28 protein-coding genes and 3 tRNA genes are annotated in these 25,008 nt (G+C 45.1%); 11 read left to right on the top strand and 20 right to left on the bottom strand.

Going from position 1 to position 25,008, the window contains the following annotated elements; genetic code table 11:
- Positions 1-72: 72 nt before the first annotated feature.
- Entirely contained in the window at positions 73-492 is a 420-nt protein-coding gene (locus MJB10_RS10590) for a DUF1885 family protein (RefSeq protein WP_314804595.1), read from the top strand.
- A 65-nt stretch (positions 493-557) separates the two neighbouring features.
- On the opposite strand, the gene MJB10_RS10585 is transcribed toward MJB10_RS10590, so the two are convergent.
- The 3 genes from MJB10_RS10585 to MJB10_RS10575 all read right to left on the bottom strand — a co-directional run bounded on the left by MJB10_RS10585 (position 558) and on the right by MJB10_RS10575 (position 2,561).
- Positions 558-869, bottom strand: coding sequence for a DUF1292 domain-containing protein (locus MJB10_RS10585; RefSeq protein ID WP_314804591.1), 312 nt, complete (start codon positions 867-869; stop codon positions 558-560).
- A 90-nt stretch (positions 870-959) separates the two neighbouring features.
- Positions 960-1,577, bottom strand: a complete 618-nt coding sequence (locus MJB10_RS10580; protein WP_314804589.1) for a stalk domain-containing protein — start codon at positions 1,575-1,577, stop codon at positions 960-962.
- 81 nt (positions 1,578-1,658) lie between these two features.
- Positions 1,659-2,561: an alpha/beta hydrolase gene (locus MJB10_RS10575; protein WP_314804587.1), complete on the bottom strand. Its 903-nt coding sequence runs from the start codon at positions 2,559-2,561 to the stop codon at positions 1,659-1,661.
- Between the two features lie 136 nt (positions 2,562-2,697).
- Here MJB10_RS10575 and MJB10_RS10570 point away from each other — a divergent pair, with 136 nt between their 5' ends.
- Together MJB10_RS10570 and MJB10_RS10565 are read left to right on the top strand one after the other, a co-directional pair.
- Positions 2,698-3,450 (top strand): MBL fold metallo-hydrolase, encoded by a 753-nt coding sequence (locus tag MJB10_RS10570; RefSeq protein WP_314804585.1) that lies wholly within the window; start codon positions 2,698-2,700, stop codon positions 3,448-3,450.
- Positions 3,451-3,614: 164 nt separating this feature from the next.
- A complete protein-coding gene (locus tag MJB10_RS10565) occupies positions 3,615-5,228 on the top strand; it encodes an ATP-binding protein (protein ID WP_314804583.1) in 1,614 nt (537 codons plus the stop codon).
- Here the strand turns inward: MJB10_RS10565 and MJB10_RS10560 are convergent.
- Positions 5,225-5,662: a GNAT family N-acetyltransferase gene (locus MJB10_RS10560; RefSeq protein ID WP_314804581.1), complete on the bottom strand. Its 438-nt coding sequence runs from the start codon at positions 5,660-5,662 to the stop codon at positions 5,225-5,227. The two genes, MJB10_RS10565 and MJB10_RS10560, sit on opposite strands and share 4 nt — an antisense overlap.
- Before the next feature lie 77 nt (positions 5,663-5,739).
- Positions 5,740-6,198, bottom strand: a complete 459-nt coding sequence (locus MJB10_RS10555) for a divergent PAP2 family protein (RefSeq protein ID WP_314804578.1) — start codon at positions 6,196-6,198, stop codon at positions 5,740-5,742.
- Between the two features lie 98 nt (positions 6,199-6,296).
- Between MJB10_RS10555 and MJB10_RS10550 the strand changes: the two genes are divergently transcribed.
- Positions 6,297-6,728, top strand: a complete 432-nt coding sequence (locus MJB10_RS10550) for a CBS domain-containing protein (RefSeq protein ID WP_314804576.1) — start codon at positions 6,297-6,299, stop codon at positions 6,726-6,728.
- A 69-nt stretch (positions 6,729-6,797) separates the two neighbouring features.
- Here MJB10_RS10550 and MJB10_RS10545 read toward each other — a convergent pair whose 3' ends face one another.
- The 3 genes from MJB10_RS10545 to MJB10_RS10535 form a co-directional block, all read right to left on the bottom strand.
- Positions 6,798-7,343, bottom strand: coding sequence for a hypothetical protein (locus MJB10_RS10545; protein WP_314804575.1), 546 nt, complete (start codon positions 7,341-7,343; stop codon positions 6,798-6,800).
- A 21-nt stretch (positions 7,344-7,364) separates the two neighbouring features.
- Complete coding sequence (locus tag MJB10_RS10540; RefSeq protein WP_314804573.1) at positions 7,365-7,916, bottom strand: superoxide dismutase family protein; 552 nt, start codon at positions 7,914-7,916, stop codon at positions 7,365-7,367.
- 134 nt (positions 7,917-8,050) lie between these two features.
- Positions 8,051-8,377, bottom strand: coding sequence for a hypothetical protein (locus MJB10_RS10535; protein ID WP_314804572.1), 327 nt, complete (start codon positions 8,375-8,377; stop codon positions 8,051-8,053).
- 300 nt (positions 8,378-8,677) lie between these two features.
- On the opposite strand from MJB10_RS10535, the gene MJB10_RS10530 reads away from it, so the two are divergent.
- From MJB10_RS10530 to MJB10_RS10520, 3 genes are all read left to right on the top strand, one after another.
- On the top strand, positions 8,678-8,851 hold the full coding sequence (locus MJB10_RS10530) for a hypothetical protein (RefSeq protein ID WP_314804570.1): 174 nt from the start codon (positions 8,678-8,680) through the stop codon (positions 8,849-8,851).
- Between the two features lie 158 nt (positions 8,852-9,009).
- Positions 9,010-9,219, top strand: coding sequence for an alpha/beta-type small acid-soluble spore protein (locus MJB10_RS10525; protein WP_314804561.1), 210 nt, complete (start codon positions 9,010-9,012; stop codon positions 9,217-9,219).
- 198 nt (positions 9,220-9,417) lie between these two features.
- Positions 9,418-9,705 carry a hypothetical protein gene (locus MJB10_RS10520; RefSeq protein ID WP_314804555.1) on the top strand — a complete coding sequence of 96 codons (288 nt, stop codon included), beginning with the start codon at positions 9,418-9,420 and terminating at the stop codon, positions 9,703-9,705.
- Between the two features lie 60 nt (positions 9,706-9,765).
- On the opposite strand, the gene MJB10_RS10515 is transcribed toward MJB10_RS10520, so the two are convergent.
- Positions 9,766-11,094, bottom strand: coding sequence for an IS3 family transposase (locus MJB10_RS10515; protein WP_314798311.1), 1,329 nt, complete (start codon positions 11,092-11,094; stop codon positions 9,766-9,768).
- A 126-nt stretch (positions 11,095-11,220) separates the two neighbouring features.
- On the bottom strand, positions 11,221-11,415 hold the full coding sequence (locus MJB10_RS10510) for a hypothetical protein (RefSeq protein WP_056612572.1): 195 nt from the start codon (positions 11,413-11,415) through the stop codon (positions 11,221-11,223).
- A 123-nt stretch (positions 11,416-11,538) separates the two neighbouring features.
- Between MJB10_RS10510 and MJB10_RS10505 the strand changes: the two genes are divergently transcribed.
- Positions 11,539-11,611: transfer RNA gene (locus MJB10_RS10505), tRNA-Val, on the top strand.
- A gap of 276 nt (positions 11,612-11,887) precedes the next feature.
- Here the strand turns inward: MJB10_RS10505 and MJB10_RS10500 are convergent.
- Complete coding sequence (locus MJB10_RS10500; protein WP_314804545.1) at positions 11,888-12,727, bottom strand: alpha/beta hydrolase family protein; 840 nt, start codon at positions 12,725-12,727, stop codon at positions 11,888-11,890.
- 192 nt (positions 12,728-12,919) lie between these two features.
- Between MJB10_RS10500 and MJB10_RS10495 the strand changes: the two genes are divergently transcribed.
- The gene (locus MJB10_RS10495) at positions 12,920-14,050 is read left to right on the top strand and encodes a hypothetical protein (RefSeq protein ID WP_314804542.1); all 1,131 of its coding nucleotides are present in this window, start codon (positions 12,920-12,922) and stop codon (positions 14,048-14,050) included.
- A gap of 53 nt (positions 14,051-14,103) precedes the next feature.
- On the opposite strand, the gene MJB10_RS10490 is transcribed toward MJB10_RS10495, so the two are convergent.
- The 9 genes from MJB10_RS10490 to MJB10_RS10450 form a co-directional block, all read right to left on the bottom strand.
- On the bottom strand, positions 14,104-14,838 hold the full coding sequence (locus MJB10_RS10490; RefSeq protein ID WP_314805566.1) for a glycoside hydrolase domain-containing protein: 735 nt from the start codon (positions 14,836-14,838) through the stop codon (positions 14,104-14,106).
- 142 nt (positions 14,839-14,980) lie between these two features.
- Positions 14,981-15,259 (bottom strand): DUF2277 domain-containing protein, encoded by a 279-nt coding sequence (locus MJB10_RS10485; protein ID WP_314804539.1) that lies wholly within the window; start codon positions 15,257-15,259, stop codon positions 14,981-14,983.
- Positions 15,260-15,313: 54 nt separating this feature from the next.
- On the bottom strand, positions 15,314-16,429 hold the full coding sequence (locus tag MJB10_RS10480) for a Ger(x)C family spore germination protein (protein ID WP_314804537.1): 1,116 nt from the start codon (positions 16,427-16,429) through the stop codon (positions 15,314-15,316).
- Complete coding sequence (locus tag MJB10_RS10475; RefSeq protein ID WP_314804536.1) at positions 16,426-17,829, bottom strand: spore germination protein; 1,404 nt, start codon at positions 17,827-17,829, stop codon at positions 16,426-16,428. The genes MJB10_RS10480 and MJB10_RS10475 overlap by 4 nt, the downstream gene beginning before the upstream one ends.
- Positions 17,826-18,908 (bottom strand): endospore germination permease, encoded by a 1,083-nt coding sequence (locus MJB10_RS10470; protein WP_314804509.1) that lies wholly within the window; start codon positions 18,906-18,908, stop codon positions 17,826-17,828. Before MJB10_RS10470 ends, MJB10_RS10475 begins: the two co-directional genes overlap by 4 nt.
- Positions 18,909-19,101: 193 nt before the next feature.
- Positions 19,102-19,175 (bottom strand) — tRNA-Ile (locus tag MJB10_RS10465).
- 13 nt (positions 19,176-19,188) lie between these two features.
- Positions 19,189-19,265, bottom strand: a tRNA-Met gene (locus MJB10_RS10460).
- 90 nt (positions 19,266-19,355) lie between these two features.
- Positions 19,356-19,520 (bottom strand): hypothetical protein, encoded by a 165-nt coding sequence (locus MJB10_RS10455; protein ID WP_314804506.1) that lies wholly within the window; start codon positions 19,518-19,520, stop codon positions 19,356-19,358.
- Positions 19,521-19,638: 118 nt separating this feature from the next.
- Positions 19,639-22,713: an efflux RND transporter permease subunit gene (locus MJB10_RS10450; protein WP_314804504.1), complete on the bottom strand. Its 3,075-nt coding sequence runs from the start codon at positions 22,711-22,713 to the stop codon at positions 19,639-19,641.
- Between the two features lie 340 nt (positions 22,714-23,053).
- Here MJB10_RS10450 and MJB10_RS10445 point away from each other — a divergent pair, with 340 nt between their 5' ends.
- Both MJB10_RS10445 and MJB10_RS10440 read left to right on the top strand, forming a co-directional pair.
- The gene (locus MJB10_RS10445) at positions 23,054-24,445 is read left to right on the top strand and encodes a dipeptidase (RefSeq protein ID WP_314804502.1); all 1,392 of its coding nucleotides are present in this window, start codon (positions 23,054-23,056) and stop codon (positions 24,443-24,445) included.
- Between the two features lie 20 nt (positions 24,446-24,465).
- Positions 24,466-24,972 (top strand): GNAT family N-acetyltransferase, encoded by a 507-nt coding sequence (locus MJB10_RS10440; protein WP_314804500.1) that lies wholly within the window; start codon positions 24,466-24,468, stop codon positions 24,970-24,972.
- Positions 24,973-25,008: the final 36 nt, after the last annotated feature.

Genomic DNA, 25,008 nt, shown 5'->3' with positions numbered 1-25,008 from the left:
AGGGAGTTATTGTAAAACCGTTTACATGGTGCTATGATAGGGTTGATGTTCAGCGAATGAGGTGATCAAGGAATGGCTCAAAGCGCTTATATTAAATTCGTAACAGGCTCTACGGTTGCCTCACTTACCTTGGATGAATTGAAGGAGAAGTTGTTGCATTACCGCGATCAACTTAGCTTGACAGCCAAGCAGCTTGGCTGGGAGTATGATGAAGCTGGGTTCCCTTATACGATTGAGACGAAACCCGAAGGCGAAGGCAAATGGTTTTACCTGAAAGGCATCAATCCACTGTACAAATATATCGTGGTGGGTGTCGGTTCGGAGCAAGATCAAGAACAGGAACGTCCCTTCGTGCAATTCGTCTTACCTGAAGACGCTACCCATGGCGACAAGAGTAAGGGCAATGAATTTTGTAAATACCTCGGCAAACTTCTGAAAGCTGAACTTCATTTATTCAATGGACGAATCATGTATTTCAACCCAAGAAAATGACGTAAACACAGAAACCCCCTAACAGATCACTCTGCTAGGGGGTTCTTATGTCTTATGTATCGCGCTTATTCTTCGCCTTCTTGAGCCACGATTTCATTGTAAATCGTTACGACACGTTCCCACTCTGCTTCATCTTCAATGTTCACTAGGAACGCATCTTCGTCTTCTTCCTCAACACGGAAAATGACGCCATCTGCTTCAGGATCATTGCGATCAAGTAGAACCGCATACGCTTGCTCTTGAGATTGGAAGGTATATACCATGACCATTTCATGCTCTACACCGTTCTCGTCCGTTACGATAAAAATGTCTTCCCCTTGCTCGTCGTGATCGTGGTCACAGTCCGGGCCGTGCACATGATGCTTCTCATCGCTCACAGGCAGAACCTCATTTCATCAAATAATAAGTTACGTAAATATCCTATCATTTTCAGAATTAGAGGTCAAACAAGAGGTCTTCACATCAGCTTATTCGGATTGAATTTGTTTTTCAGATACAACTGTATACTCGCTGCTGCCATCTTGCTTCATCGCGAATTTGACAACATAGGTACCCGACTGATCGAATGAAACACCATATACAGGAACTTTCAGCCAGAAGGATTCCTTGGAATCCGAGATCGATTTTTCCACAGGTGTAATCACATTGCTGCCGCTTGGCGAGACGATGGAAACGCGAACGGAGTTAATGCTTGTTTTTAGATTATCAACCTGAGCAAACACGTAAAAGTTGGCCTCTTCCCCACGCTCAACAACACTAAAAGGAACGATGGAAGAATCTTTACGAATTTCTGTTGTGAAGAACATATGGACATTCGGTTTGTACAAGTAAGCTGTTTTGCTTGAATCTTCCCAGCGCAGCAAAGATTGCAGTGCTTCGCTCATCGCGCGAAGAGGTAATACCGTCTTGCCATCTACAATCAATGGCGGCACATCGGAATCTCCGAATTCTTTGGTTTGATTGTTTACGACGACACGAGCAATATTGAATCCCTTATATTCCCCCCATATCGATGAGGCCACCACCGCAGCCGTACTTAAAACAAAGAACGCGACCATCAACGTAAAAATGCGTTGAACTTTCATCCCCATAAACCTCCAACCTCGTTAGTCATCTGTATGTCTGCATCTATATACGCCAATGAATTCGAAGAGTTGCGATGATCTTTATAATTTCGTAATAAAATTAAGAACTCTCTTAATATAAGCCTCGGATTGCAGTTGAAATGTGCCAACATGGTCTGCTTTAGTCGTTACCCATAGCTCAAAATCATCTGGAAAACGCTTATACATCTCGATGCTATTGGAAGCAGGTATGGCTGAATCATCCTCGCTATGAATGAAGAGCACTGGCCTAGGCGCAATTTCCTCCAATGCAGTAAGTGCATCCACCTCATCTGGATTAACACCGATCAACCTTGGCAATATCGTCAAGATTAACGGAGTAAACGGATAGCGCGGGAGCTTTGACCAGACAGGCAGATTCGCTTTCAAATATGGACCTAATTGGCTAAAGGCGCTGTCTGTGATGACGCCTGCAATGGATTTATCTTCTGCGGCAGCTAGGAGTGATGCAGTGCCCCCCATGGAGAACCCAAGGAGACATATGGTCGCCACCCCATCCGTTTCCGATCGGACCCAATCGATAGCGCCATGGATGTCTTCTTTCTCCAACAAGCCAATTGTCGTCGTCGTCCCTTCGGAGAGTCCTGAGTTTCTAAAATCAAACATGAGCACATGGTGCCCTGCTTTCACAATGGCTTCTGCCAGCGCTAAGGCGGGGACCCCTTTCTCCAGCCTTGTTCCCGCATAACCATGCGAAAAGATCACCGTCATCGCTTTCGGACCCGAAGGCGCATAGGGGGATTCCAGGTACCAACCGTCCAACATGACGTCTTCTTTACGACTAAGAAATTTCACATCCTTGTGAGCAAGCTGATAGTTCTCTGGCGAATCATCAACAGGTTTGCGTTTGGGATGCGTCAATTGCCATCCGACATACGTCGAAACACCAACGATTAAAACAAGGCACACAATTAGAAGGACAAGTACAATGACTAGACGAATCATTAAAGAAATCACACCTTTTTTATGAATTGTGCTACGTGACTTTTCGGGAAGATCGCTCCAATAGGTTGAAAGACACTAACTTCCCATGTTACTCTAGAAAAAGATGGATTTTTGTCGAAAATTGGAGGCGGACTGAATGAGTTTGCAAATTCAAATGTTGGGAACTGGCAGTGCGTTTGCCAAGTCCTACTATAATACGAGTGCATTAATCCATACTACCGAACATAAGCTTCTCATCGATTGCGGATCAACGACCCCTAAATCTCTGCACGAGCTTGGCATTGAACTAGATCAAATTGATGGTATCCTCATTTCGCATATTCATGCCGATCATGTTGGCGGACTAGAGGAATTGGCCTTCAGACTCTATTACCAATATAAACAGAAACGAACGAAACTTTATGTGACGGAAGCACTGGCCACGATTTTATGGGAAAACACGCTGAAAGGCGGATTATATAACCCCGCGGAGGCATTCAACAACCTTCATGACTATTTCGAGGTTGTTTACGTGCAAGAATACGAACCCTTCGCCATTTCACCAGAACTAACAATTGAACTTATCCCTACCCATCATATTATCGAAAAGCTGAACTATTCGATCTTCCTGAATGAACGGATCTTCTATAGTGCAGATATTTTATTTAATGCGGAATTTCTCATCAACGAAGTGGTTGCTACTCGAAATTGTCACACCATTTTTCACGATTGTCAATTGATCGGGCCAGGTTATGTTCATACAACGTTAACAGAACTGCTCACCCTTCCTGTCCACGTTCAGAAGCTCATCTATCTCATGCATTATGGCGATGATATGCCGAGCTTCATAGGCCGTACGGGGGAAATGACGTTCGTGCAGCAGCATCAAACCATTCAACTTCCTGAATAGACGCCATTCGACAGAAGCTTTGAGTAGTCAGTTACTCAGGGCTTTTTTCGATCTTATTTTTGTTATTTTTCACAAAATTCGTTGGTAGAGAAGGGATTTTACGACAAACAGAGAAATTGTCACAGATGTGTTCGCATAGGACAAACCATTCGGGAGATGATAGGGTGAATATTAATTGGGTTTACTACTTGTATGTCATTCTGTACAGCGCTTACGCGCTTTATTTAGATTCCGTATCCAATACCCTCTTTTTCCTGACTGCTTCTTGTTTATTCATTCTCTCTATCCGATTTCCAGCCTCACTTATTGCCACACCTTGGGTACAGCTTGTCAATGTGGCCTTGATTCACGTATTAGGTCATTCGGATTTAAGCTATCCCCTCTACTTACTCGCACTAGCACGTCATACATACGCTGAAGAAAACCAACGCAAAGCTTGGATCTTCACGACAGGTTATGCGCTCACCTATCTGGGGATTATCAATTTGGTACAGCATGCTGAACCACGACTGTGGATGTACGGGATTAATTGTCTTCTTGATTTCTCAGCCGTGACACTCCTAACGCAAAATGTCATATTACGTTCTGGGAAGTCTGACCGATTTCGCAATGAACGTTATCTGATTGCTCACAAGGATTCCTTAACAGGCCTTTATAATTACGAAGAATGCCACAGGAGACTGGAGCAGCTCATCCATCAGGAACAACCGCTCGTCCTTTTATTAATTGATTGCACGGATTTGAAAGCGATGAATACGACGGGGGGCTTTCAAGCAGGAAACCTCGTACTAAAGCAGATGGCGGACCTTCTCCAAATATTATTTAAAGACGCGTTATTTATTTCCCGCTTCGGCGGGGATGAATTCGCGGTGGTGATGCCGCATCTCACGGATCGCATGACCATCACCTCGTATCAGCAGAAATTGGATTCGGAACTCCCGAAATTGACGGGTATTCAAAATACATACGGCATCGCCACATTCCCTAAGGACGCGGGCTCCAAAGATGATTTAATTTTACATGCAGAGCATGATTTATTTACGAAGAAGCGGGATTCATTGATCAAAAGGGAAGAACAGATGCAACGCTCCGAAAGATTGCGTGTGATCGGGGAACTCGCTTCTGGGATGGCTCACGAAATTCGAAACCCCTTAACGACCATCAAAGGATTCTTGCAACTTTCAAAAGCAAGCGGTTACAACATTGAGAGCTGGTATTCGCTCATTATGGATGAAATTAATCGAATGAGTGATCTAACGGGGGAATTCCTTCAATTCTCAAAGCCGCATCGCACGAACTTCCGAACGGAATCCCTGAACGAATGTGTACTGAAAGTAATCTCTCTTATCGAGTCAGAGGCAGCAAGCTCGGGGCACGAAATTCATTTTCATGAATTGACAGACAACATACATATGATGATGGATCAGGATAAAATGATTCAATTATTGCTGAATATGATGAAAAATGCGTGCGAAGCGATGGTTGCCAACGGCTCCATCCACATGCGATTAAGCCGCGATCAGAAGAACGCGACTTTAATCATTGCAGATAACGGGCCAGGCATTCCGAATGACCAGTTGGATATGATTTTCCACCCGTTCTTCACAACGAAAGAAACGGGAACAGGTCTCGGTCTATCCATTTGTTACAAAATCGTACAAGATCATCAAGGTACTTTAGAAGTCGAAAGTGAACTCGGAAAAGGAACCCGATTCATTCTTACTTTTCCACTTGCAGGCAGTTTACATCAGGAAGAAGATAATTTGGCTGTGGGTTAAAGGGATTTCTTCATTCGAACATGAAGGATCCCCGCGTCATAGAAAGGCTCCTCGGAGATCACCTTATACCCTAATTGCTTATAAAACCCCTCAGCCTGACACTGAGCATCTAGAATTGCATACAAACATCCCTGCTCTTTGGCTTGTTCTTCCATCGCAAGGATTAATAGTTTCCCCAGTGATCTTCCTCTATATGCTTTTATCACAGCAACCCGCTGCAATTTCGCTGTACCTTCTTGATACTCATACCATCTCGCCGCTCCGACTGGGATCTCCCCATCTTGAATTAAGAAATGATGACAGGATTGCGGTGACTCGTCTTTCTCATCCATTTCTAGATGTGCGGGTACTTGCTGTTCGTCTACAAACACGTTGAAACGAACAGCAAAGCAAGCCTTCAGCTGTTCCATGGTTGTTACGCGGATTGTTTCCATGTGGACTCTTCCTTTCTAAGAACATTTCTTGATCTTATCCCATTCCAGAAGTGTTGTCCACATGTGATACACTAAGCTTATTTTCTCTCCAGTAAATAACTGCAGGCGCCAATGGCTAGCCCTAGTAGCGCACCTGCTGCTACTTCACGAGGTAAATGGCCCAAACGTTCTTTCAACGCTTTCCTGCGTTTGGCATGATATAAGCCAGGGTGCTGCCTTGAAAGGCGCTCCACCTGTTCATCTAAATCATTCACTTCTACGGCAATCTCCCCTGCGGATCTTCGAATGCCCATCGCATCATACATAACCACAGCACCAAATACAGAGCTTACTGCAAAATCAATAGCCGAATAGCCTCTTTTCAGGCAGATATAAGTCGCAAGTGCCGTTACACCGCAGGAATGTGAGCTTGGCATGCCTCCTGTTTGGACCATCTGAGACCAGTCCCATTTTTTACTTAGCATATACGTTAAGGGAACTTTGATCACTTGAGCAGCTCCAATGCCTAACGCGGCTGTCGTTAATGCTCGATTCATTCACATCACCTCTCTTCTAGCATCCTTCACAAATTTAGATTCTATTCGCAAAGTTTGTTATACTAGAGGCATTGATTCTGATGTTAGGAGTGTTTCTAATGAATATCGCTTTTTTCCTATTACCCAAATCCGAAGTCATTACCGCGACTCCACAAGCTACCCTTCGTCAAACATTGGAACGCATGGAGTATCATCGATATACGGCCGTCCCTATTCTGTCTGATCAAGGTCATTATGTTGGGACCGTCACAGAAGGTGATTTATTGTGGTTTCTTAAAAATAATGCTGAGCAAGTTGGCTTTGACAACGCCCATCGTCATGTACTCGCGGAAGTCCCGCTTCGAGTTAACAATAAACCCGTTCATATTCACGCGGATATGGTTGATCTCATTGATCTAGCCAAGGTTCAGAATTTCGTCCCTATTGTAGATGACTCAGACAAGTTCATCGGAATTGTCCGACGAAGCGAGATTATTGAGTATTGCGCAAAGCAAATGCTTTTCAAATCGGCATCTCCTTCTTCGTCCTAATCCATATTTATTTTTAAAAAAACAAAAAGGCTGAGCACTTCTCAGCCTTTTAACTTTGTGAGCCAATTCCTATTGGAGTTGGCCATTTGAATTTGCTTTTGAGGAGACGAACTCACTCGCCCAATCTACCATGCCATTCATTAACGTAAGAATCAGATTGACCGTATCTTTCTCCGTTAACGAACCGTTCGATTGGCTGCTCACATATTGCGACGTTTTCTGTTCGAGCTTCACGACCATGTCCTTGATCTTCAAAAGTTCATTTGCAAGATCAGAAACTTGCTTATTCCCTCCGTTTTGACTGGATGGACTCGCATTGCTGGATGAATTCTGACTCTGTTGATCTTGATTTTGATCTTGGGATTGACCTTGAGCTTGATGCTGTGATTGACTTTGATTTTGGTCTTGACCCTGGCTCTGTTCGGATTGCTGCTTGCCAGAATTGGAATCATCCGAACTTGCGGATTGCTGGTTGGCTTGACCATTTTGTCCGCTCTGTGACCCTTGGCTGCTAGAAATCAGCATCTTTTTAACCTGTTCCAGCTCAATAAGAACCATATCATTTTGCTTCGTTAACTCATCCATTTGCAGCTTGAGATCCTGTGTTTTAATCATGGTGTAGCAAACCTTCCTTCCCTATTTCACAGCACCGCAAGCAATGCGCTTGCCCGAATTACCAGACGGATCCGTCTTCAGATCATCTGCTTTCTCATGTATAACAACGCTAACTCCCCCAGGTTTATGGAGCGAATTCGGTTGATCTGGCGCCAGTGTAACAGACTTCGTCACCGCACTGAAATGTCCATTACCTTGGGCATCTACGATGAGATTCGGCAGATCGCCGGCATGTGCGCCTTTGGGATTCATGAAACCGTGTTCCTTCATTTGCGGATTGAAATGAGCACCTGCGGAATCAAATGTTGGCGCTACGCAGGCACCTTTCTCATGGATGTGTAACCCATGTACGCCAGGAGGGAGTCCAGTCACTTGAACGTTCAAGTATACACCCTCTTGGACTGCTGTAAATTCAGCCTTGCCTACGGATTGATTGTTCGTTCCGATTAAAGAAACCGCGATGGTGGAAGGCGGTGATGCCGCTTCATTGAGAGAGGTGGGTTGGACGGACTGACAACTTGTTAAAATAAGCAACCCCACGCTGGCTGCTACGATGTTCTGAACTGCTTTCATCTGGGCCTGACCTCCTGTTAAAAACTTACATTGACACTTCTCCCCCTAGGATGTACAAGTGACACGCATGGTATACCAAATCCAAAAGCCCGTAATCTCTCGATTACGGGCTGGAACTTACGCCATCTGTTCTTTTATAAAATCGTCATCAGCTTCGCGATGATTTGCAGATTTTCTAATTTTCGCTTATAAAAGTGAAAATCCACTTTGGCATGTTCCACAGCATCTTCCATTTGTAAAACCTGTTTCTGCAAATCTCTCGTGTACGGCCACATTTCCGCTTGCCGTTGAAGCTCATTTTTGCCAGTCACATGGCCTTCACCAATCACTTCGTATTCCTTGGAGAGAAGCATATGCTTCGCCCAGTTTAATTCCGATACTGCATCGACATACATCGCTTCGGCTTGCTTCAAAAGCTCTGGTACAAGTTGTAGCTCCAAAATAACATCCGACCTGTTCATTCGGATTCCTCCTATTGCGTTTCATAGAATGATAGCCCATAATCTCTGTTCTAACTCATGTAAGATTGCTGTGTTGCCTCATATATATTCGTCTAAAAGTAAAACATGACTCGTTGTCCAACTCGGCGAAAACCGCTGAAAATCGGGCATAAATCGACTTTTAATTCCCAACAAAATCAACACCAACTGACAATCTCATCAAGATTACATTAAATCTACTAATCTGGCTCTCAACCTACTTGTATAAGCCTATAGACCTGATACAATGATACTATACGTATCAGAGGAGGTGACAATACCATGAGCCAAGACGAAGAAATCGTTCAACAAAACGAGGAAGAAATCTCTGCCGAAGCTGAATCCGCTGAAGAAGTGGTCGCTCAAGAGGCTGAAGAACAAATCGCGGAAGCGATTGAAGAAGCAGCTGCCGCTGAGGAAGAAAAGGAAGAAAATGAAGTATCCCAAGATGAATAATGAAAACGCTATCTTAATATAATAAATTCCCCCCCCGACTTAACGGTTGGGGGTTTATTGATGTTTAGAAAATTTTTTTATTTTTTTTGAAATTCATGAATAAATAATCTGAACATTCAAATAATACTGGTGTACCAAAAAAAAGGAGATGATTTTGAATGGCTAGATCTAACACTTTAGTCGTACAACAAGCAAAGGCAGCACTTGATCAAATGAAGTATGAAGTCGCTCAGGAAATTGGTGTCCCTCTCTCCCCTTCTGGTTACAACGGTAATTTGTTATCCCGTGATGCTGGCTCAATTGGTGGCAACATCACAAAAAGATTAGTGCAAATGGCTGAACAATCACTCGGCGGCTACAAACGCTAATCCTTTGATGTAGGAGCAAGCTCAAAAAGACTGAATCACTCGATCCTCCTTAGAGTGACCTTCAGTCTTTTTCTTGTTTTCTTGAAAATCCTCATTTCCCTTCAATTTCCTATCCAGTTTACCCAAAACGGTATTAATCAACTCCACCTTTTAGTATGATTACCTTGCTTGGATATCAGATAAAAGGAGTGTTGAACGATGAACCAGTATGAAATTTTCCGCGATCCTTACCGTATGTTAATCCTCTTGGCCACGTTAGTCAGTGAAAAACAACATGAACCTGCTCTCCAATTTGATAACGTCCCCTACTTCGAGAACGATCTTTTCCTCATTCAGCGTGACAAATTCTTTTACAAAAAAGATGCCACCGAGATCACCTGGTTCGAATTTCTTGGGCGCGACATCGCCTGCAATAAAGACCTCTCGCGTGAAGCGTACAACAAAATGTTCGTGGATTGCCTTGCTTCCTTATACAACATAGCATGAAAAAAAGGAGCCCTACGCTAAACTGAACCCTTAGTCAAGGACACTTTGAAAAAAAGGAAGCTATGCTGCACTTAAGAGATGATTCCTGTACTGTACAGGAGTCATCTTTTTTAATCCCCACTGGTATCTGTGATGATTGTAATAATGAACATATCGGTTAACTTCTCGTTGCAATTCTACCAAAGTTGTGCAGTTTAAGCTCTTTACATGATCTTTCATATGACCGAAGAAGGACTCCTGTGGGGCATTGTCCCAGCAATTCCCTCGTCTTGACATTGATTGTCCAATGCCTTTAGTCTTCAATAATTTCTGGTAGGTCGGGCTCGTGTAATGGCTCCCTTGATCCGAGTGAATGAAGGCATCCTTATGGAGCTTCAAACGCCTCTGCCTCATTAACGTTTCAATGGTTCCTGTTGCTAGTGGCAAATGGAGGGATTCGGAGAGGGTATGTGCTAGAAGCTCTCCTGTGGAGGCATCCAAAATAGTCGACAAATAAGCCGTCTGCGATTTGCCATACGGAAGATAGGTTATGTCGGTGAGCAGCACAAGACCTGGAATTCCTTTCTTGAAATTCCGCTGTAGCTTATTGGGAAGCGTGCGGTGTTCTTGTGTTGCTTTGGCCATAAGCCGATACGGGTTAGGCTTTCGATGAGGACATACGAGGTCAAATTTTTTCATGAGCCTTCGTATACGCTTCAGGTTGTAACAGGTATTATATACGTTCTCCAACGTCATCTTAATGGATCTGGAGCCCTTTTTGTAGCCTTTTCGGTTAAAAGCTTTCTTAATGAGCGCACCTGCTTGCTCGTCCGCCAGCGCACGCTTCTGGCGCTTGTCCGCAGAGTTCAGGTAATTGTAAAACCCAGATCGAGACACATTAAGCAATTGGCAAAAGTAACGTGTCATTCGCCCCAAGCCTTGCTGGGCAGCCTCTTGAATCAGTTTGAAACACTCACTTTGGTTTAGGTTTTCCCCGTTTGCTAACAGCCTCCTTTCGTTCCTGTCTGACTTTTTTACGTATTCTAATTGAGCCTCCAAAAGTCTAATCTTCGCTTCTTGTCTAGCAATGATCTCATCAGGCGACAAGGCACGTCTTGAAGGACGCAGCACGGCTTCTTTACGTGAGTCTGCAAGTCCAATGATTCCGTCTTTCTCGTAGGCTTTCTTCCATCGATCTGCACACTGTTCAATACGCTTCAACCCGAGGACTTCCACATGAAACCCACATAATTCAAATATCTCTCTAGGCGTTCTCTTTAACAGGTACTGATCGATGAACAAACGTTTGAATTCATCTGAATACGTAATTGATTTTTCACTGACTCGTAAGACATATCGGTTGTTCGTTAATTGCTCCCGTTCGATATGATTAAAGTGTTTTTTACTCATAAGCTCGCCCCCACTGTTCACTCAAGTATACAAAAAGGTACCCATACACTAAACACTTTTTTTCAAAGTGTCTAGTACATGGGTACCAGTTTACGCAAGTAGCGAGTAGAGGCTCCCTTTTCCAAACTACTTCTTCTTCACTTCTTCTACAAATACGTCGCTGGCATCACGTGTACTGCCAAGCTCTAAAATCGTGTATTTCTTCTCACCAATCATAATCACATCTTCCACTTCTGGAAGCGGATCTCCCAGATAAACTGTTCCTAAGTACATATTGCTGCTTTTCAAGCGTAAATTCCAACGATGTTGTTGTTTCGTCATTCCTGTATCCTCCCAAACTCTAATGTTCTCAAGTTACCATAAAATCACGCAAGATGAAAGCTATCCGCCCAACTATTGACAATCCCTTGTTTCCTTGGTATATTACTAATTGTCTCCAAAAACGACTTGTTAGCTCAGCTGGGAGAGCACTATCTTGACAGGGTAGGGGTCAGTGGTTCGAGCCCACTACAGGTCATACTTAACAGAAAGCCGCGAAGTCTCGTGCTGCGCGGCTTTTTTTATTTTAGCGGCATGAATGGGCATCGAACGGAACGTCAGTGCGTTAAACCACCTCAATTAACTACTTTTACAACCTAAGCGGAACGTCGATGCCTTATTCAAGCTAAAATCTACCCAAAGCCGACAAAATTGGGTGAATAGAGCATCCACGTTCAGCCTGGAGTCAAATATTGCTCATTTCGGCGAAATAGAGCATCTACATTCCGCTTGACGAATGATAATTACGGACCACTCACTCCGTTTCCCCCAACATCCTCCGAATCACAAGCTTCGTCTCTGTAATTGCTGTCCGCAAGCTTTCCGTCTCTCCTGCGAATGGATGCACGCTGCCAAAGGTATGATTCCCCCCAGGTACCCTCACCCACTGTATCGTTGAATTGTTCGCGACTAATTTGGCTGACCCGCGAGTCAGATGCTCACCATCTTCGGTGCCTTGAATCAGCGTAATGGGGAACTGCGCTCCCGAAATACGCTGAATGATATCAAACCTCTCTCGATTACGCTCCATATCGTCCAAAATCTCAATATCCAACGGCATCTGCTGCTTGGTTCGGCCATTGAGCGTGTAGGTACGTCCCGATTTCCGCATCTCTTCTTTATTCGCGTCCGTCAGCAAATCCACATTCGTAATGCCATTCCAACTAATCACGCCAGCGATTTCACCAGGATGGTCCAGAGCATAAATCAAGCTAACGCCCGCTCCACGACTATGCCCCAACAAGATGATCGGCTTGGCCGCTTCGGTCGAGCCTTGTATTTCACGGATAACAGCTTCTAGATCCTCAAGATCCTTCGTATAGGTTGCCTTTGCAAATTTCTCCAGCTCCGTGAATTCGAGCCCGTCTTCACCAACGCCATTGTGGGAAAAATTAATCGCCACCACATCCACCTGCTCTGCAAGCTCACGCGCAACAAGCGGAAACATCCCCCAATTTTTAAAACCTTTATACCCGTGACAAAGAATGATCGTCCCTAGACTCCTTTCAGACCTAGCTTGATACCAATCTCCCCGAATGATCCAATCATCCGCGATTTGTAATTGAAATGGTGTGCCACTTGATTGCTCCGCCATAGGAACACGTCCTTTCTTCTACCCCAAGCTTGTATTAATTTTAAAATGATTGTAACACATTTCCAATATGAACATGGATGAATGGCCGTCAGGGCGACAAAAACATAGATGTTCCGCATGTGGTAAAAAAACGCGAAATTGCAAACACTTAGCTAGGATATTCAATATAAACTTAATCAGGAGGAAGTCCATATGTATGCAAGCCAAACAAGCAGAAAATGGCGCCAATTACTTGTCGCCTTCCTTCTAACGGCAGGGATAAGCGGCAATATCCAGGTACAGGCGAATGCTCCTTTATCTCAAGAGGCAGCAGCAGCGGAAAAAGGCACAATTCAATTAGTGGTCAAGTCATCCCCCCGTGCTCAATATCAAACCGAGGCGAGCTTTGTGGACAAATCGGTGCAACGCGCTTTGGAGGAGGCAACGGAAGGAGCCCCTTTCACCGAGCCTCTCATTCCAGACACTTCACTTATCTATTACGCAAAGAATCAGTCTCACCAATTAGGGGTCACCCCATCGGGTGAGCTTGTTGATTGGTCAACCAAACATACCGTCCAGCTAAGCAGCCAGGCGCAAGCAGCACTCCGCAACCAAGTGCAGTCACTTCGCGCCAAACACTACGGCGAACTTCTGACATGGGAGGACGCAAGTCGTGTGCTCCCGAAATTTAGCTCTTTTACCGTGCTCGATGTGGAGAGCGGACTCAGCTTTGAAGGGCAGCGGCGAGCGGGCTCTCATCATGCGGATGTACAGCCGCTTACAAAAGCAGACTCCGCCACGCTAAAAAGCATATATGGCGGCAAATGGAGCTGGAACCGCCGCGCGGTTCTCGTGCAGCTGGGTGGCCGCTCACTCGCCGCCTCCATGCACGGCATGCCGCACGGCGGAGATGGCATACCTGGAAATGACTTCGATGGTCATTTCTGCATTCACTTCCTCGGGAGCGTGACGCACGGCTCCCGCTCCGTTGACCCGGCGCACCAAGTCATGGTGCACCGAGCTGCCGGCTTGCTGACCGACTACGTCAGCAAGCTTTCGCCCTGGGCGCTGATCGACGTGTGGATCAGCGGCGCCCATCAAGGTGACCTGCAGCTGCTGCAGGTCACCACGGGACAAGAACAGGCGTTGCATGTGCGCAGCATGCGACGCCTGTCCAAATCTGAGGAGCGTGATGTGTCACAGCTCCTGCAGCTCGACACGTCCGTCGACGTCGCGACGACGCCGGAACGAACGAACGCGCTGACGCGTCGGCGCGTGCAATTCCACCTTGAACGCGCATCGCTTCAAGACCGTTGGTACATCAAGAGCGCAATCATCCAATGAAAGAAGCCCAACCGTACGATGTCTTCACATCACGGCTGGGCTTCTTTCTGTATTCAAACGCTAGTAATACGGCGCAACTCATTCGCTAGCCTGTGAAATTCCGTTTGTGCGGGCAACGAAGATGTCGCATTATATCCCGCAGAAAGGAACCTGATCATCGCATCTGCATCCTTTTCTGAAATCGTGTAGATAGGCGGTGTCGGATTCTCTACCACGCGCCACCACCCCTCATTCCCATAGGATTCATCATAATCCACCGCGATACCGTTTGCCATGACATCATTCAGATATTGATAAATTTGAATAAACGTAGACTTCTTCCCTGCACTCCATGCGTAGGTTTGCCAGAAGTGGGAGCAAGCACCAGCGGCTCGTACCGCTTCCATGACGGCATAAGAGCCATAGACCCCAGTTGTGAAGGTTGGAGTAGCCTCACTCGCACCTTGAATATACGCAATAACCGCCGCCATTTGAGATGGCGTGGCATCGAAATCTACCGCAAAGTAAATGCAACTACCCTCGGGTTGTCCAACCTGTGAAGCTACTTGCAAAGCAATAGCCCCGTCTTCCAATCCCGCATCTCTGCCGCCTAATGCTCGGTTCGCTATTGTTTCATAGACAGAAACCACGTTCATGCCAGCTGCACTGATCGCAATTGCTTCTTGTTTCGTTAACGCCTTATATCCGCTTGGCACCAAATATCTCGCTACAAATTGATAACCATTGCTCGCGAAAGCAGTTGCTTTTTGTGCCGTAAGCGGTGTTGAACAATCAAACCCTTTCGTCACTGACAATCACCTACTTCCCCTTTGATACCAACAGCATATGCAAATCGTCGCACAGCTGTCACGTATGCTTATCCAGCTTGTCGTTAAGGGCCACGAAAAAAGGCTCTTTTCCGAAGAAAAGAACCTCTGGATGATTAGAGCTTTAGACCTCTTTGGTGCCAAAACGTATCGCATTACGTTCCCGCGACTTCTGCGCTTCCACCTCTCGATTGCGAGGTTCGGCGTTCGTGACTAACGTGTCCATCAGCCTCTGAGCAATTAACGTAATATCCTGTACAGCCTGCTCGAACACTGCCTCATTCACCTTGGAAGGTGCCGTAAAGCCCGAAATTTTACGGACAAATTGCAAGGAAGCTGCTGCTATTTCTTGTTCAGTGGCGACGGGCTCAAAATTGAAAAGCGGCTTAATATTTCGGCACATAGGCGACTCCCTTCGGGATAATTGTTTTCTCACTATAATCGATGTCTTATGTTATTACAATGCTTTCTTAAGCTCTCCGGTATGCTGAATATAAACATGGACATCGATTCGGTTAAGTGATGAGGAAGTTAGCTCAATATCTTGCCAGTTTTTCATTTTTTTCTTAAACATCACATTTCTGAAATTGTAAATATCAGCGTTTATTCGCAGCCCCTCTTCAAATGTAGATCGGATTTCCTTTTTAATTTGATCCTCCGCTTCTTTCTCCATTTCTTGCTCGGATGGATGGCTGTCACGTAATTCAACAATATTCCCCCTGACCTTAACCTCAATATTAAAAATCGGGTTACCCCCTTGTTCTGTAACCATTATTTTAGGTTTGGGTTTTTCAAGTGAGATGATCGCGGGCTTAATCTCAATAGGTGATCTCGAAGTTTCTTTCTCCATCCATCGCAATCCGTTAAGTTGATTGTTTGCCATCCAGCCTTGAAAGCCGCTTTTTCGAACGACAAACGCGCCGTTTATTTTCAATTTATCTTCAGATTTCTTATCCTTATCTGACTGCCATGTTGTTTTATCAATGCTAAGGGTTGGAACGATAGCCGTTTCACCAGGCTCATTGAGATTAATTTGATATTCTTGCGCAAGCAAAGGCTTTACAAACGATTTCTGAAGATAATTATCTTCCGGTTGGCCAAGAATGTTTGTAATCGGCGATAGTTGAAAAAAAGAGGGGGCTTTAAAGATGTCCTCAATGGATCCTTTGGTGCCGAATATCCATGGCGTATACCTAAACTCCCTGTATCTCTTTAAATTATCAAAGTAATTCTCGCCGCCAGATTGCATCGCATTTTCGGTAAATAGATACGAGCGAACATGACTCCAATATATTCTTCTTTGTACCGTATTATAAATATCACCTAATGCCAAAGCGAGTGACTTCCCTTTCCCTTTGCCGACATACACTTGCGGACCGTTCCCTCCGCCTCCCGATTCCGACTTAGCTACATTGTTAAAGTTTACTGATTGAATGTAGACCTCATACAGATCATTTTTATAATCGACCCCTATGGCTGAAACGTAAAGCAACTCTTGAATATTTTTATTGTCCCAACATCCGGACAGGCATAGCATACAACAGAGTGTGATTAAGAGCGACACTGGTTTCATTGTCTCTCTCCTTGCGACGTAGCATCTGTCGGTTGTAGCATGCTCGGTCTTTTGTTTTTGGATTTGAAAGGTCGATTAAATAGCGCTATTATGGACGACCTAACATTGAGTTCTGCGATCGGAGACCAGTAAGATATACCGAAAGAGGTTAGTGTAGAGGTATACGCCACCACTGAAATTAATCCGATAAAAAATCCGTAAATCCCCAAACAAGATGATATCAACAATAGGTAAATTCGAATTAGGGTTACGGTACCTGTTAAAGATTGATTGACCAACGTAAAGGATGCAACCGCAGTTGCTGCCGTAACCATGAGCAGAGCCGAAGAGGCAAGTCCTGAACGTATCGCAGCATCCCCAATAATAAGACCCCCGACTACCGTAACCGTTTGTCCCACCGGTTTCGGCAAGCGTATGCCGGCTTCACGAAACAATTCGAATAGCCCCAAAATCAACAGGTTTTCTAACGTTGTTGAATAGGGGATGCCCATTCGTGCTACAGCTATGGTTGCGAGTAAGGGAAATGGAAGTTGGTCAATATTAAAACAGGTCAATGAAATATAGAAGCCAGGCAGAAACATGGCCGTAACTAAACCAAAAAGACGCAAAATGCGTTGAAATATTGTGTAATAGTAAGCGGAATGAGCATCTTCTGGAGATTTTAATTGCTCGGTAAGATTGGAAGGACCGATGATTGCCATCGGAGATCCGTCCAAGAGGATCACAAATCTGCCCCGAAGCAGCGCCTCAGCAGCAAAGTCAGGTCTTCCAATCGTATCCACTAAAGGAAAGATGGAATCACTTGAATCACTTAAATATTCTTCCAACTGCGCACATCCAATTATGGAGTCTACTTCGATTTGTGAAATCCGACGCTTCGCTTCTATGATGATTTCTGAGTTCATAATATCTTTGATATACAGAATGGCTAAACGTACATTTCCCCGTTTACCTACAATGAAATGTTCATATTGAAGGGAATTGGTTTTTAATCGTTTGCGAATGAGGGCAACGTTGGTGATTACTTCCTCTGTAAAACCATCACGCGGGCCGCGAATGGATATTTCGCTGATGGATTCTTCGGGCTGGCGTTTTGGCGGATTTGAAATATCTGCTTCATAGACGTGTGTTTCATTCTCATGGAAAAATAAAACAATCACATTCCCTGAAAAAACACGCAGTTCGATTTGACTAAGCTCTTCATTCTCGTCTATAAGCTTCAACTCATCGTTTCGAATCATTTCAGTCAATCGCGGGAGTACATTTTCATTTAATTGCTTGCTATCCACCATGCCTTCGCAATAAACAACCTGAGTTCCGCTGCGTGTCTGAAATTTCACATCGTAGCAGGAAGAAAATAAAGCCCTGAAATCCGCTTCTTTTGCATGTTTGATGGTCATGACAACCCTCTTTTTCTTGTTGTAAAGTAGGCTAAAGTCGTCCAACAGAGAATAGATAATGTGGATATTGGATAAAAGTAGTATTTAGTAAAAGCTAAAAAATCACTATCGTTTAAACGAAGCTCTACACTGATAAATAAGGCGGTCGCGCATGTCATAATCGCAATTTTATGAGGTCTTTGCCTAGATGTTAGCAAATCGCCTATTAAGAACAAACCCAAACTGATTTGAATGGTTGTACTACTAAGCCACTGGTACATGGATAAAAAATCAAGATGCTCCAGGAAACTGCTGATCCTAACTAATCGCCACTGCGTAAAGAGAGGGAATCGTTGTAACGAAGCTTCATAAGGGCCGAATATCGTCAACATACTCACAGCACCATTTATAATAAAAAACGAAAAAACAGACACCTCCGCTACAAAATGCTTCCATTTAAAAGTGCCTTCCGTATAAGGTTTTAGTAATAATAATAGGAAAAGTTCCATGCCAGCCCTAACGGTGGTTGTCACGCCTTCTAAGATGGGCCGCGCTCCTTCGCTGAACAGTGGGAGAAGCAGGTCAAAATGTCTGTATTTATAAGTAAACACCGCCATAAATACAGTCAGAAACAAAAAAGCCGGCATTAAAACAGAAATGGAAATAGCAATCGGTTTGATTCCTTTAACAGCTAAGTAGGCACAAACGATCAAGAAGGGCAATGAAATTGCCCAAATTGGTGTATAAGGCAGAATTAATGATTTAACCCATGTGACAATATTTTTGTCAATAACAAACAGTTCACACATCAAATATAAGGCAATCCAATATCTTACTGACCACGCAAATAAGCTCCCCATTTTAAGTTCAAGTACATCGAGGAAGGATTGGTTAGGCGCTTGATTGTTTACGATTCGATAAATCCAAAAAGCATATAAGAGGTACGCTATACAGCCGATCAAACTGCTGACAAACGTATCCCGTTTTGCTTGTTCAATTGAAATGATTGCGCCTGATATTTGGGCTAAGGCTGTAGATGCGCTCATACATAGGATAAGACCTTGAATGGGATTGATTTTGGGATTGGAAAATGACGACATTCTTCTCACCTCCTGTCCCTATATTTTCCTATAAGTTATTTTTCTATCCCAAAAGGTAGCAGCACCTATCAAAATCAATGTGCACAAAACGTGAACAAGCCCCTCATCTCCATCATAATCATGATGAAAACGAGAGGCTTATTATGTCTCTAAAATAAATAAAAACCCTTATCTACCAAGGGTTTACGTGCTATGGGCCCAGAGGGACTCGAACCCCCGACCAATCGGTTATGAGCCGACCGCTCTAACCAACTGAGCTATAGGCCCTAATGAAAAAATTTGGTTGCGGGGGCAGGATTTGAACCTGCGGCCTTCGGGTTATGAGCCCGACGAGCTACCGAGCTGCTCCACCCCGCGTCATGACGTGCCGCTCAATAGCGACAAAAATAAATATACACTAACGGCGCGAGCTTAGTCAAGAGCTAATTTCCACGTTTTGCAATCGATTCAGGTGTTAAAACGCACACCGAATCGTCCCTTTTTCGACTTATAAACTTCGACTTCTTGCGGGCATTCATACCCATAAATCCACCAATCTTCTTCCATTCGTTTCGCTAAACAACCCGCTTGAAACTTCGAGTCGTATAATTTTGCCCAATAGATCCAGTTCATGCCTATCACTCCATTATATTCAGTTCGATATCTCTAGCTTATCCATAAATGGATTCTCTTATGAGCATGGAAAAAGCCATCTGGCTGTGAACGTACCACATCACCAAATGGCTAAATATTAAACGGATTCCACGACAACCTGCGCTTCTTTGCGCTGCCGCTTCTTAAACAATAGTTCATACATAATCGGGACGATCACTAGCGTTAGCAATGTCGACGTCGTCAGCCCCCCAATAACAACAACGGCGAGACCTTTGGAGATGATCGTACCTTTGGATAGTCCGAGACCCAGCGGCAGCAGAGCGATGATCGTAGCCCCCGCGGTCATAATAATGGGACGTAAACGTGTAACACCCGCTTCAATTAAGGCCTCACGAATCGAATGACCTTGCTCTCGGAGCTGCTGCACCCGATCCACAAGCACAATCGCATTCGTTACAACGATACCAATCAGCATCAAGAAGCCAATCAGTGAAGTAACATTGATGGATTCCCCCGTGATCAATAAGCCAACCAGCCCGCCAATGGCCGCAAGCGGCAAAGAGAACAGAATCGCTAGCGGTGCACGTGCGTTTCCGAAGGCAATGACCATGACAATATACACGATACCAACGGATGCGATAATGGCGATAAACATTTGCATAAAGCTTCGGTTTATATCATCAGAGACGCCTTTCACTTCTTTGCTCACTCCAGCTGGCAGCTGCAGTGTCGTAAGCGCTTCTTCAATCTTCTTACTCACGCCACCCTTATCTGTGCTGTTAATCTTGGCCGTCACACTAACAACCTGCGCTTGATCTTCGCGATTAATGATATTCGGAGCAGCGATCTGCTTGACCGTAGCAACGTCCTTCACTTGTACAGAACTTCCTGTCGGTGTTGGGATCATGAAATTGCCGATTTCCTCAACAGAGTCCTTGAATTTGGCGTCCACCATAAGCTTGGTCTCATACGTGATATTGTCCAGCTTCAAATCACCCAGCTTGTCATCCGAAATCCATGTATGGACGGTTTGCAAAATGTGAGCTGTCGTTAGCCCTTTCGAGCTCGCTTTTTCCCCATCGACAGTAATTTCAACCTCGGTTTTGGCATCACTCCAGCTATCTTTAATGTCGGATACTTCCGAGAAGGGCTTGAGGGCATCTTTAACTAGCTGTGACGCTTGCTGGAGCGCTTGCGGGTCATCCCCTTTTAGCGCATAGGAAAAGTCAGCACCTGTCGAGGTTGGCGGGCCGCCTGTAAACAATTCAATATTCACGGTAGAACCTTCTGGCAGCAGCTTGAGCATGTCAGTTTTATACGTTTTAATGGCTTCCGGGCCATTCGTTGCATCGGATAATTCAAAATACATCATCGTTCTAAAAGGGTACGGATCATTGCTCTCATTGTAACCAACCAATGTTTCAATATAGTTAAACGAAGGCTTTCCTTTAGAATCGACTTGAGCTTTCAACGTTTTAACGAGCTCTATAGACTTCTCGTTCATCTTCTGGATGGACGTTTCACGAGGCATTTTAATATGAATAGCCCCTTGTTTCACAGCTTCACTATTCGGCATGAAGGCAACCGCCAAATTCGGTATCGTCAAGCCAATGGACAAAATGAGAATGAGTCCCGCAATCAGAAGTGTTTTCATCCGATGATTTAACGACCATACAATCGTTCGTTTATACAATTGCCCCATCCCGCTCACGTGCTGCTCATCATGCGTTTTAAGCCTTTTGCTTTTTAACACCATCAGCTTCGCGAGCATCGGAATGACCGTCAGCGCAACAAGCAATGAAGATAGTAAGGCAACGACTAGTGTAATGGCAAAAGGTCGAAACACCTCGCCTACGACTCCGCTTACGAACGCGATAGGTCCAAATACACCAACGGTCGTAATGGTTGAGGACGTGATGGCATTCGATACCTGTGCCGTCGCTAAACGAATCACAGATTCGTTGCGTTCTTGCGCTTTTTGCAGTTGACTATAAATGTTTTCTATGACGACGATACTGTCATCCACGACTCGCCCTACGGCGATCGCCATTCCGCCAAGTGTCATGATATTGAGGGAAATCCCCAAAGGCCCCATCACAAGCAACGTTACCAGGATGGAAAGTGGAATGGAAACAAGCACGATAATCGTCATGCGAACATTCCGAAGAAACAGCAAAATCATGAGGGAAGCTAATATAGCCCCTAATCCGCCCTCCTGAATCATGCCATGGATGGAATCCTTAATGTCGTTCGCGGAGTTATACACCTTGTGAAACTTCACTTGGGGTAGCGTTGTCGCCCAGTCTTCCATCAGTTCATCTGCGCTATCTGCAAATTCAACGGCATTCGCCGCTTTCGTTTTGTATAAAAGCACCCCAACGGCAGGCTCATCATCTAATCGGGCAATAAATTTCGACTCGCTTACGGCTTCAATGTTGGCGAGCTGCTTGAGGGGCAATCTCTCGCCTGTTTTGGTCAATATTTTCAATTGATTCAATTGATCAATCTTCTCGATCTCACCTTTAACGCGAACCATCTGAGTATTCCCGTTCAATTCAACTGTCCCTGCAGGACTTGACATCAAGGAAGCTTTGATTTGATTAGAGACATCAGTAGGCAGCAGTCCATGCGTATTCAGTGCCGCCGCATCTAACTTCAACGTGAGTACAGCTTCCTGATTGCCGACAGAATCAACGTGGTCAATGCCTGTAAGGCCATTAAAACCAGGAAGAATGGTTTGCTTGTAGGCGGCGTCGAGATCCGCTTGTTTCGTGCCTGGTGCGCCATATACGGCCAAATAATAAACAGGCTCCGAGGCAAATCCTGCAGTTAATACTCTCGGCTTCTCCACACCTTGTGGCAGCCTGACATTCGCTATGAGGCCTTCTACCTCTTTTTTCACGTCTTCGGGCTTCTTACTCTGTGCAAGCTGAAGTACGATCTGGGAGTAGTTGTCTTGTGAGCCAGAGCTGAGTGTTTTCAACCCGTCTATGCCAGCAATTGCTTTCTCTAATGGCTTCGTGACGTTCTCCAAAACATCTTGGGGTGGAGCGGTGTAAGTTGTACTTACAATGACAACGGGAAACGTAATATCCGGAAAGCTTTCCACCTTGAGTGTTGTTGTCATGTAGGTACCACCTACGACTAGCAGCAGCATCATAATAAAAATCGCCGCCACATTTTTCATTGAAAAATTCGTTAATTTCGACATGCTCACGACTCCTTCTTACGGTTTAATCGGTAATGCCCGACCATCCTTACGACCTACAATCATACTACTGGGTAAAGATTAACAAAACATAAAATCCAGCGAAATTTTTTATAATTTCATGACTCAACTGTATTATATCGCTGATTTTGGATAAAAACAGGTGAGAGCAGTCACATCCAAGTCATATGATTGGGATTACATCCAAAAAAAGGTAATATGACTGCACATGACTTTTACTTCGCAATTGTGACGGTTTTCGAAAGGGGCAGGAATTTCCCTCCTTTTGGGGAACTTAAGAGAAGTAACTTATTTTCGGAAGTGGAAAAAGGAGTCTATACGTATGATGGAGTCAATCACAGCTTATTTGCAAACACACAGAGACGAACATATGGAAGAACTCATGGCGTTTCTGCGCATCCCCAGTGTAAGTGCGTTACCTCAGCATCAGCCTGATATGCAGCGATGTGCGGAATGGACGGCCGCTTCCCTGCAAAAGGCGGGGCTAGAGCATATTGAGATTATGCCGACGAACGGGCATCCAGTCGTATATGCAGATTGGCTGCATGCGCCTGGTAAACCAACGGTATTAATATATGGACATTATGACGTTCAACCTGCGGAGCCGTTAGAGCTCTGGGAAACACCTCCATTTGAACCGATCATTCGTGATAATAAATTGTTCGGACGCGGCAGCACCGATGATAAAGGGCAATTGCTGCTCTATGTAAAAGTCGTTGAAGCGTTTCTCAAGACGCAAGGCACGCTGCCTGTGAATGTGAAATTTTGCATCGAAGGCGAAGAAGAGATCGCGAGCAAGCATCTGCCTGCTTTTGTAGAAGCGCACGCGGATCTACTGAAAGCCGATTCCATTGTACTGTCAGATACGCAAATGCACGGGCCTGGCAAACCGGCGCTAATGTACGGGCTTCGCGGACTTGCTGGCTTCGAAATAACAATCGAAGGTGCGAATAGCGATTTGCATTCTGGGCTATTTGGCGGAGCGGTTCAGAACCCGATTCATGCCTTGACGAAGTTGCTCAGCTCCTTCCATGACGAGAATGGCAAGGTTGCTGTAGAAGGGTTCTATGATCGTGTCATCGCCTTGTCCGACAAAGAACGTGAGGCGTTCAAGCTTGTTGAACCTGATGAAAATAAAGTGCGCAAGGATCTGAACGTTCGCGAACTGTACGGGGAAAAAGGCTTCTCCTTCTATGAACAAACAACGTCCAGACCAACACTAGAAATTACATCTGTCAGCGGCGGCTTCCAAGGAGAAGGCATTAAACCGATCATTCCGAACCGCGCATCGGCCAAGATTGCGTGCCGCCTCGTTGCTGCGCAAGTACCAGAGGAAATCATGGATGGTGTAGAGGCACACATCCTTGCACAATCACTGCCAGGCGTCAATATCACGCTTGATCGTCAGCTGCGCGGCAACCCTTTCATCACCCCGATCGATGATCCTGTTATGGTTGCAGCGGCACAAGCCTATGAAGCAGCTTACGGCGAATGGCCAGTCTATACACGCAGCGGCGGCTCGATTCCAATCGTAGAGGTCTTAGGCCGTGTATTGGATGCTCCTGTCGTTCTTATGGGCTTCGGTCTGCCTGGCGAGAATCTGCATGCGCCTAATGAGCATTTCCATTTGATGAATTGGGACAAAGGGACAGAAACGATCTCACGGTATTGGCTGAACCTTGGCGCGATGTCAACACAGTACATGAAGAATTAACATCCGAAGGGGTACATCATATGGGGAACAACTTACATCTACGCGATGCACGCATCGAGGATTTAGCCGAAATCGTGCGTATCTACAACTCAACTGTCGCTGGTCGCATGGTCACGGCAGATACGGAGCCCGTAACAACGGCAAGCCGGGAGCCTTGGTTTCACGTCCATTCCCCTGATTTTCGCCCCCTATGGGTGCTTGAAAATGAGCTCGGAAACATCTGTGGTTGGCTGAGCTTTCAATCCTTCTATGGCCGCCCTGCTTATAACGCGACTGCGGAAGTGAGCATCTATGTGGATGAATCCTGTCGCGGGCAAGGAATCGGTCGATACCTGATGGAGCAAGCCATCGAGGCATGTCCAAGGTTAGGACTCAAGTCGTTGCTGGGCTTCATCTTTGGCCACAATGAGCCGAGTCTTCAGTTGTTCCGCAAATTCGGTTTCACGAATTGGGCGCATTTGCCTGGCGTAGCAGAGTTAGACGGGGTAGAGCGAGATTTAATCATTTTAGGTAAACGTGTAGGTTAAAAAAAGGGCTTTCCCTCTGCTATTCATCTTAGCAGC

This window comes from Paenibacillus sp. MBLB1832 (genome assembly GCF_032271945.1).
Lineage (GTDB): Bacteria > Bacillota > Bacilli > Paenibacillales > NBRC-103111 > Paenibacillus_E > Paenibacillus_E roseopurpureus.
The sequence above is the reverse complement of the archived record's forward strand: the minus strand, read 5'-3'. Positions and strand labels throughout refer to the sequence as shown.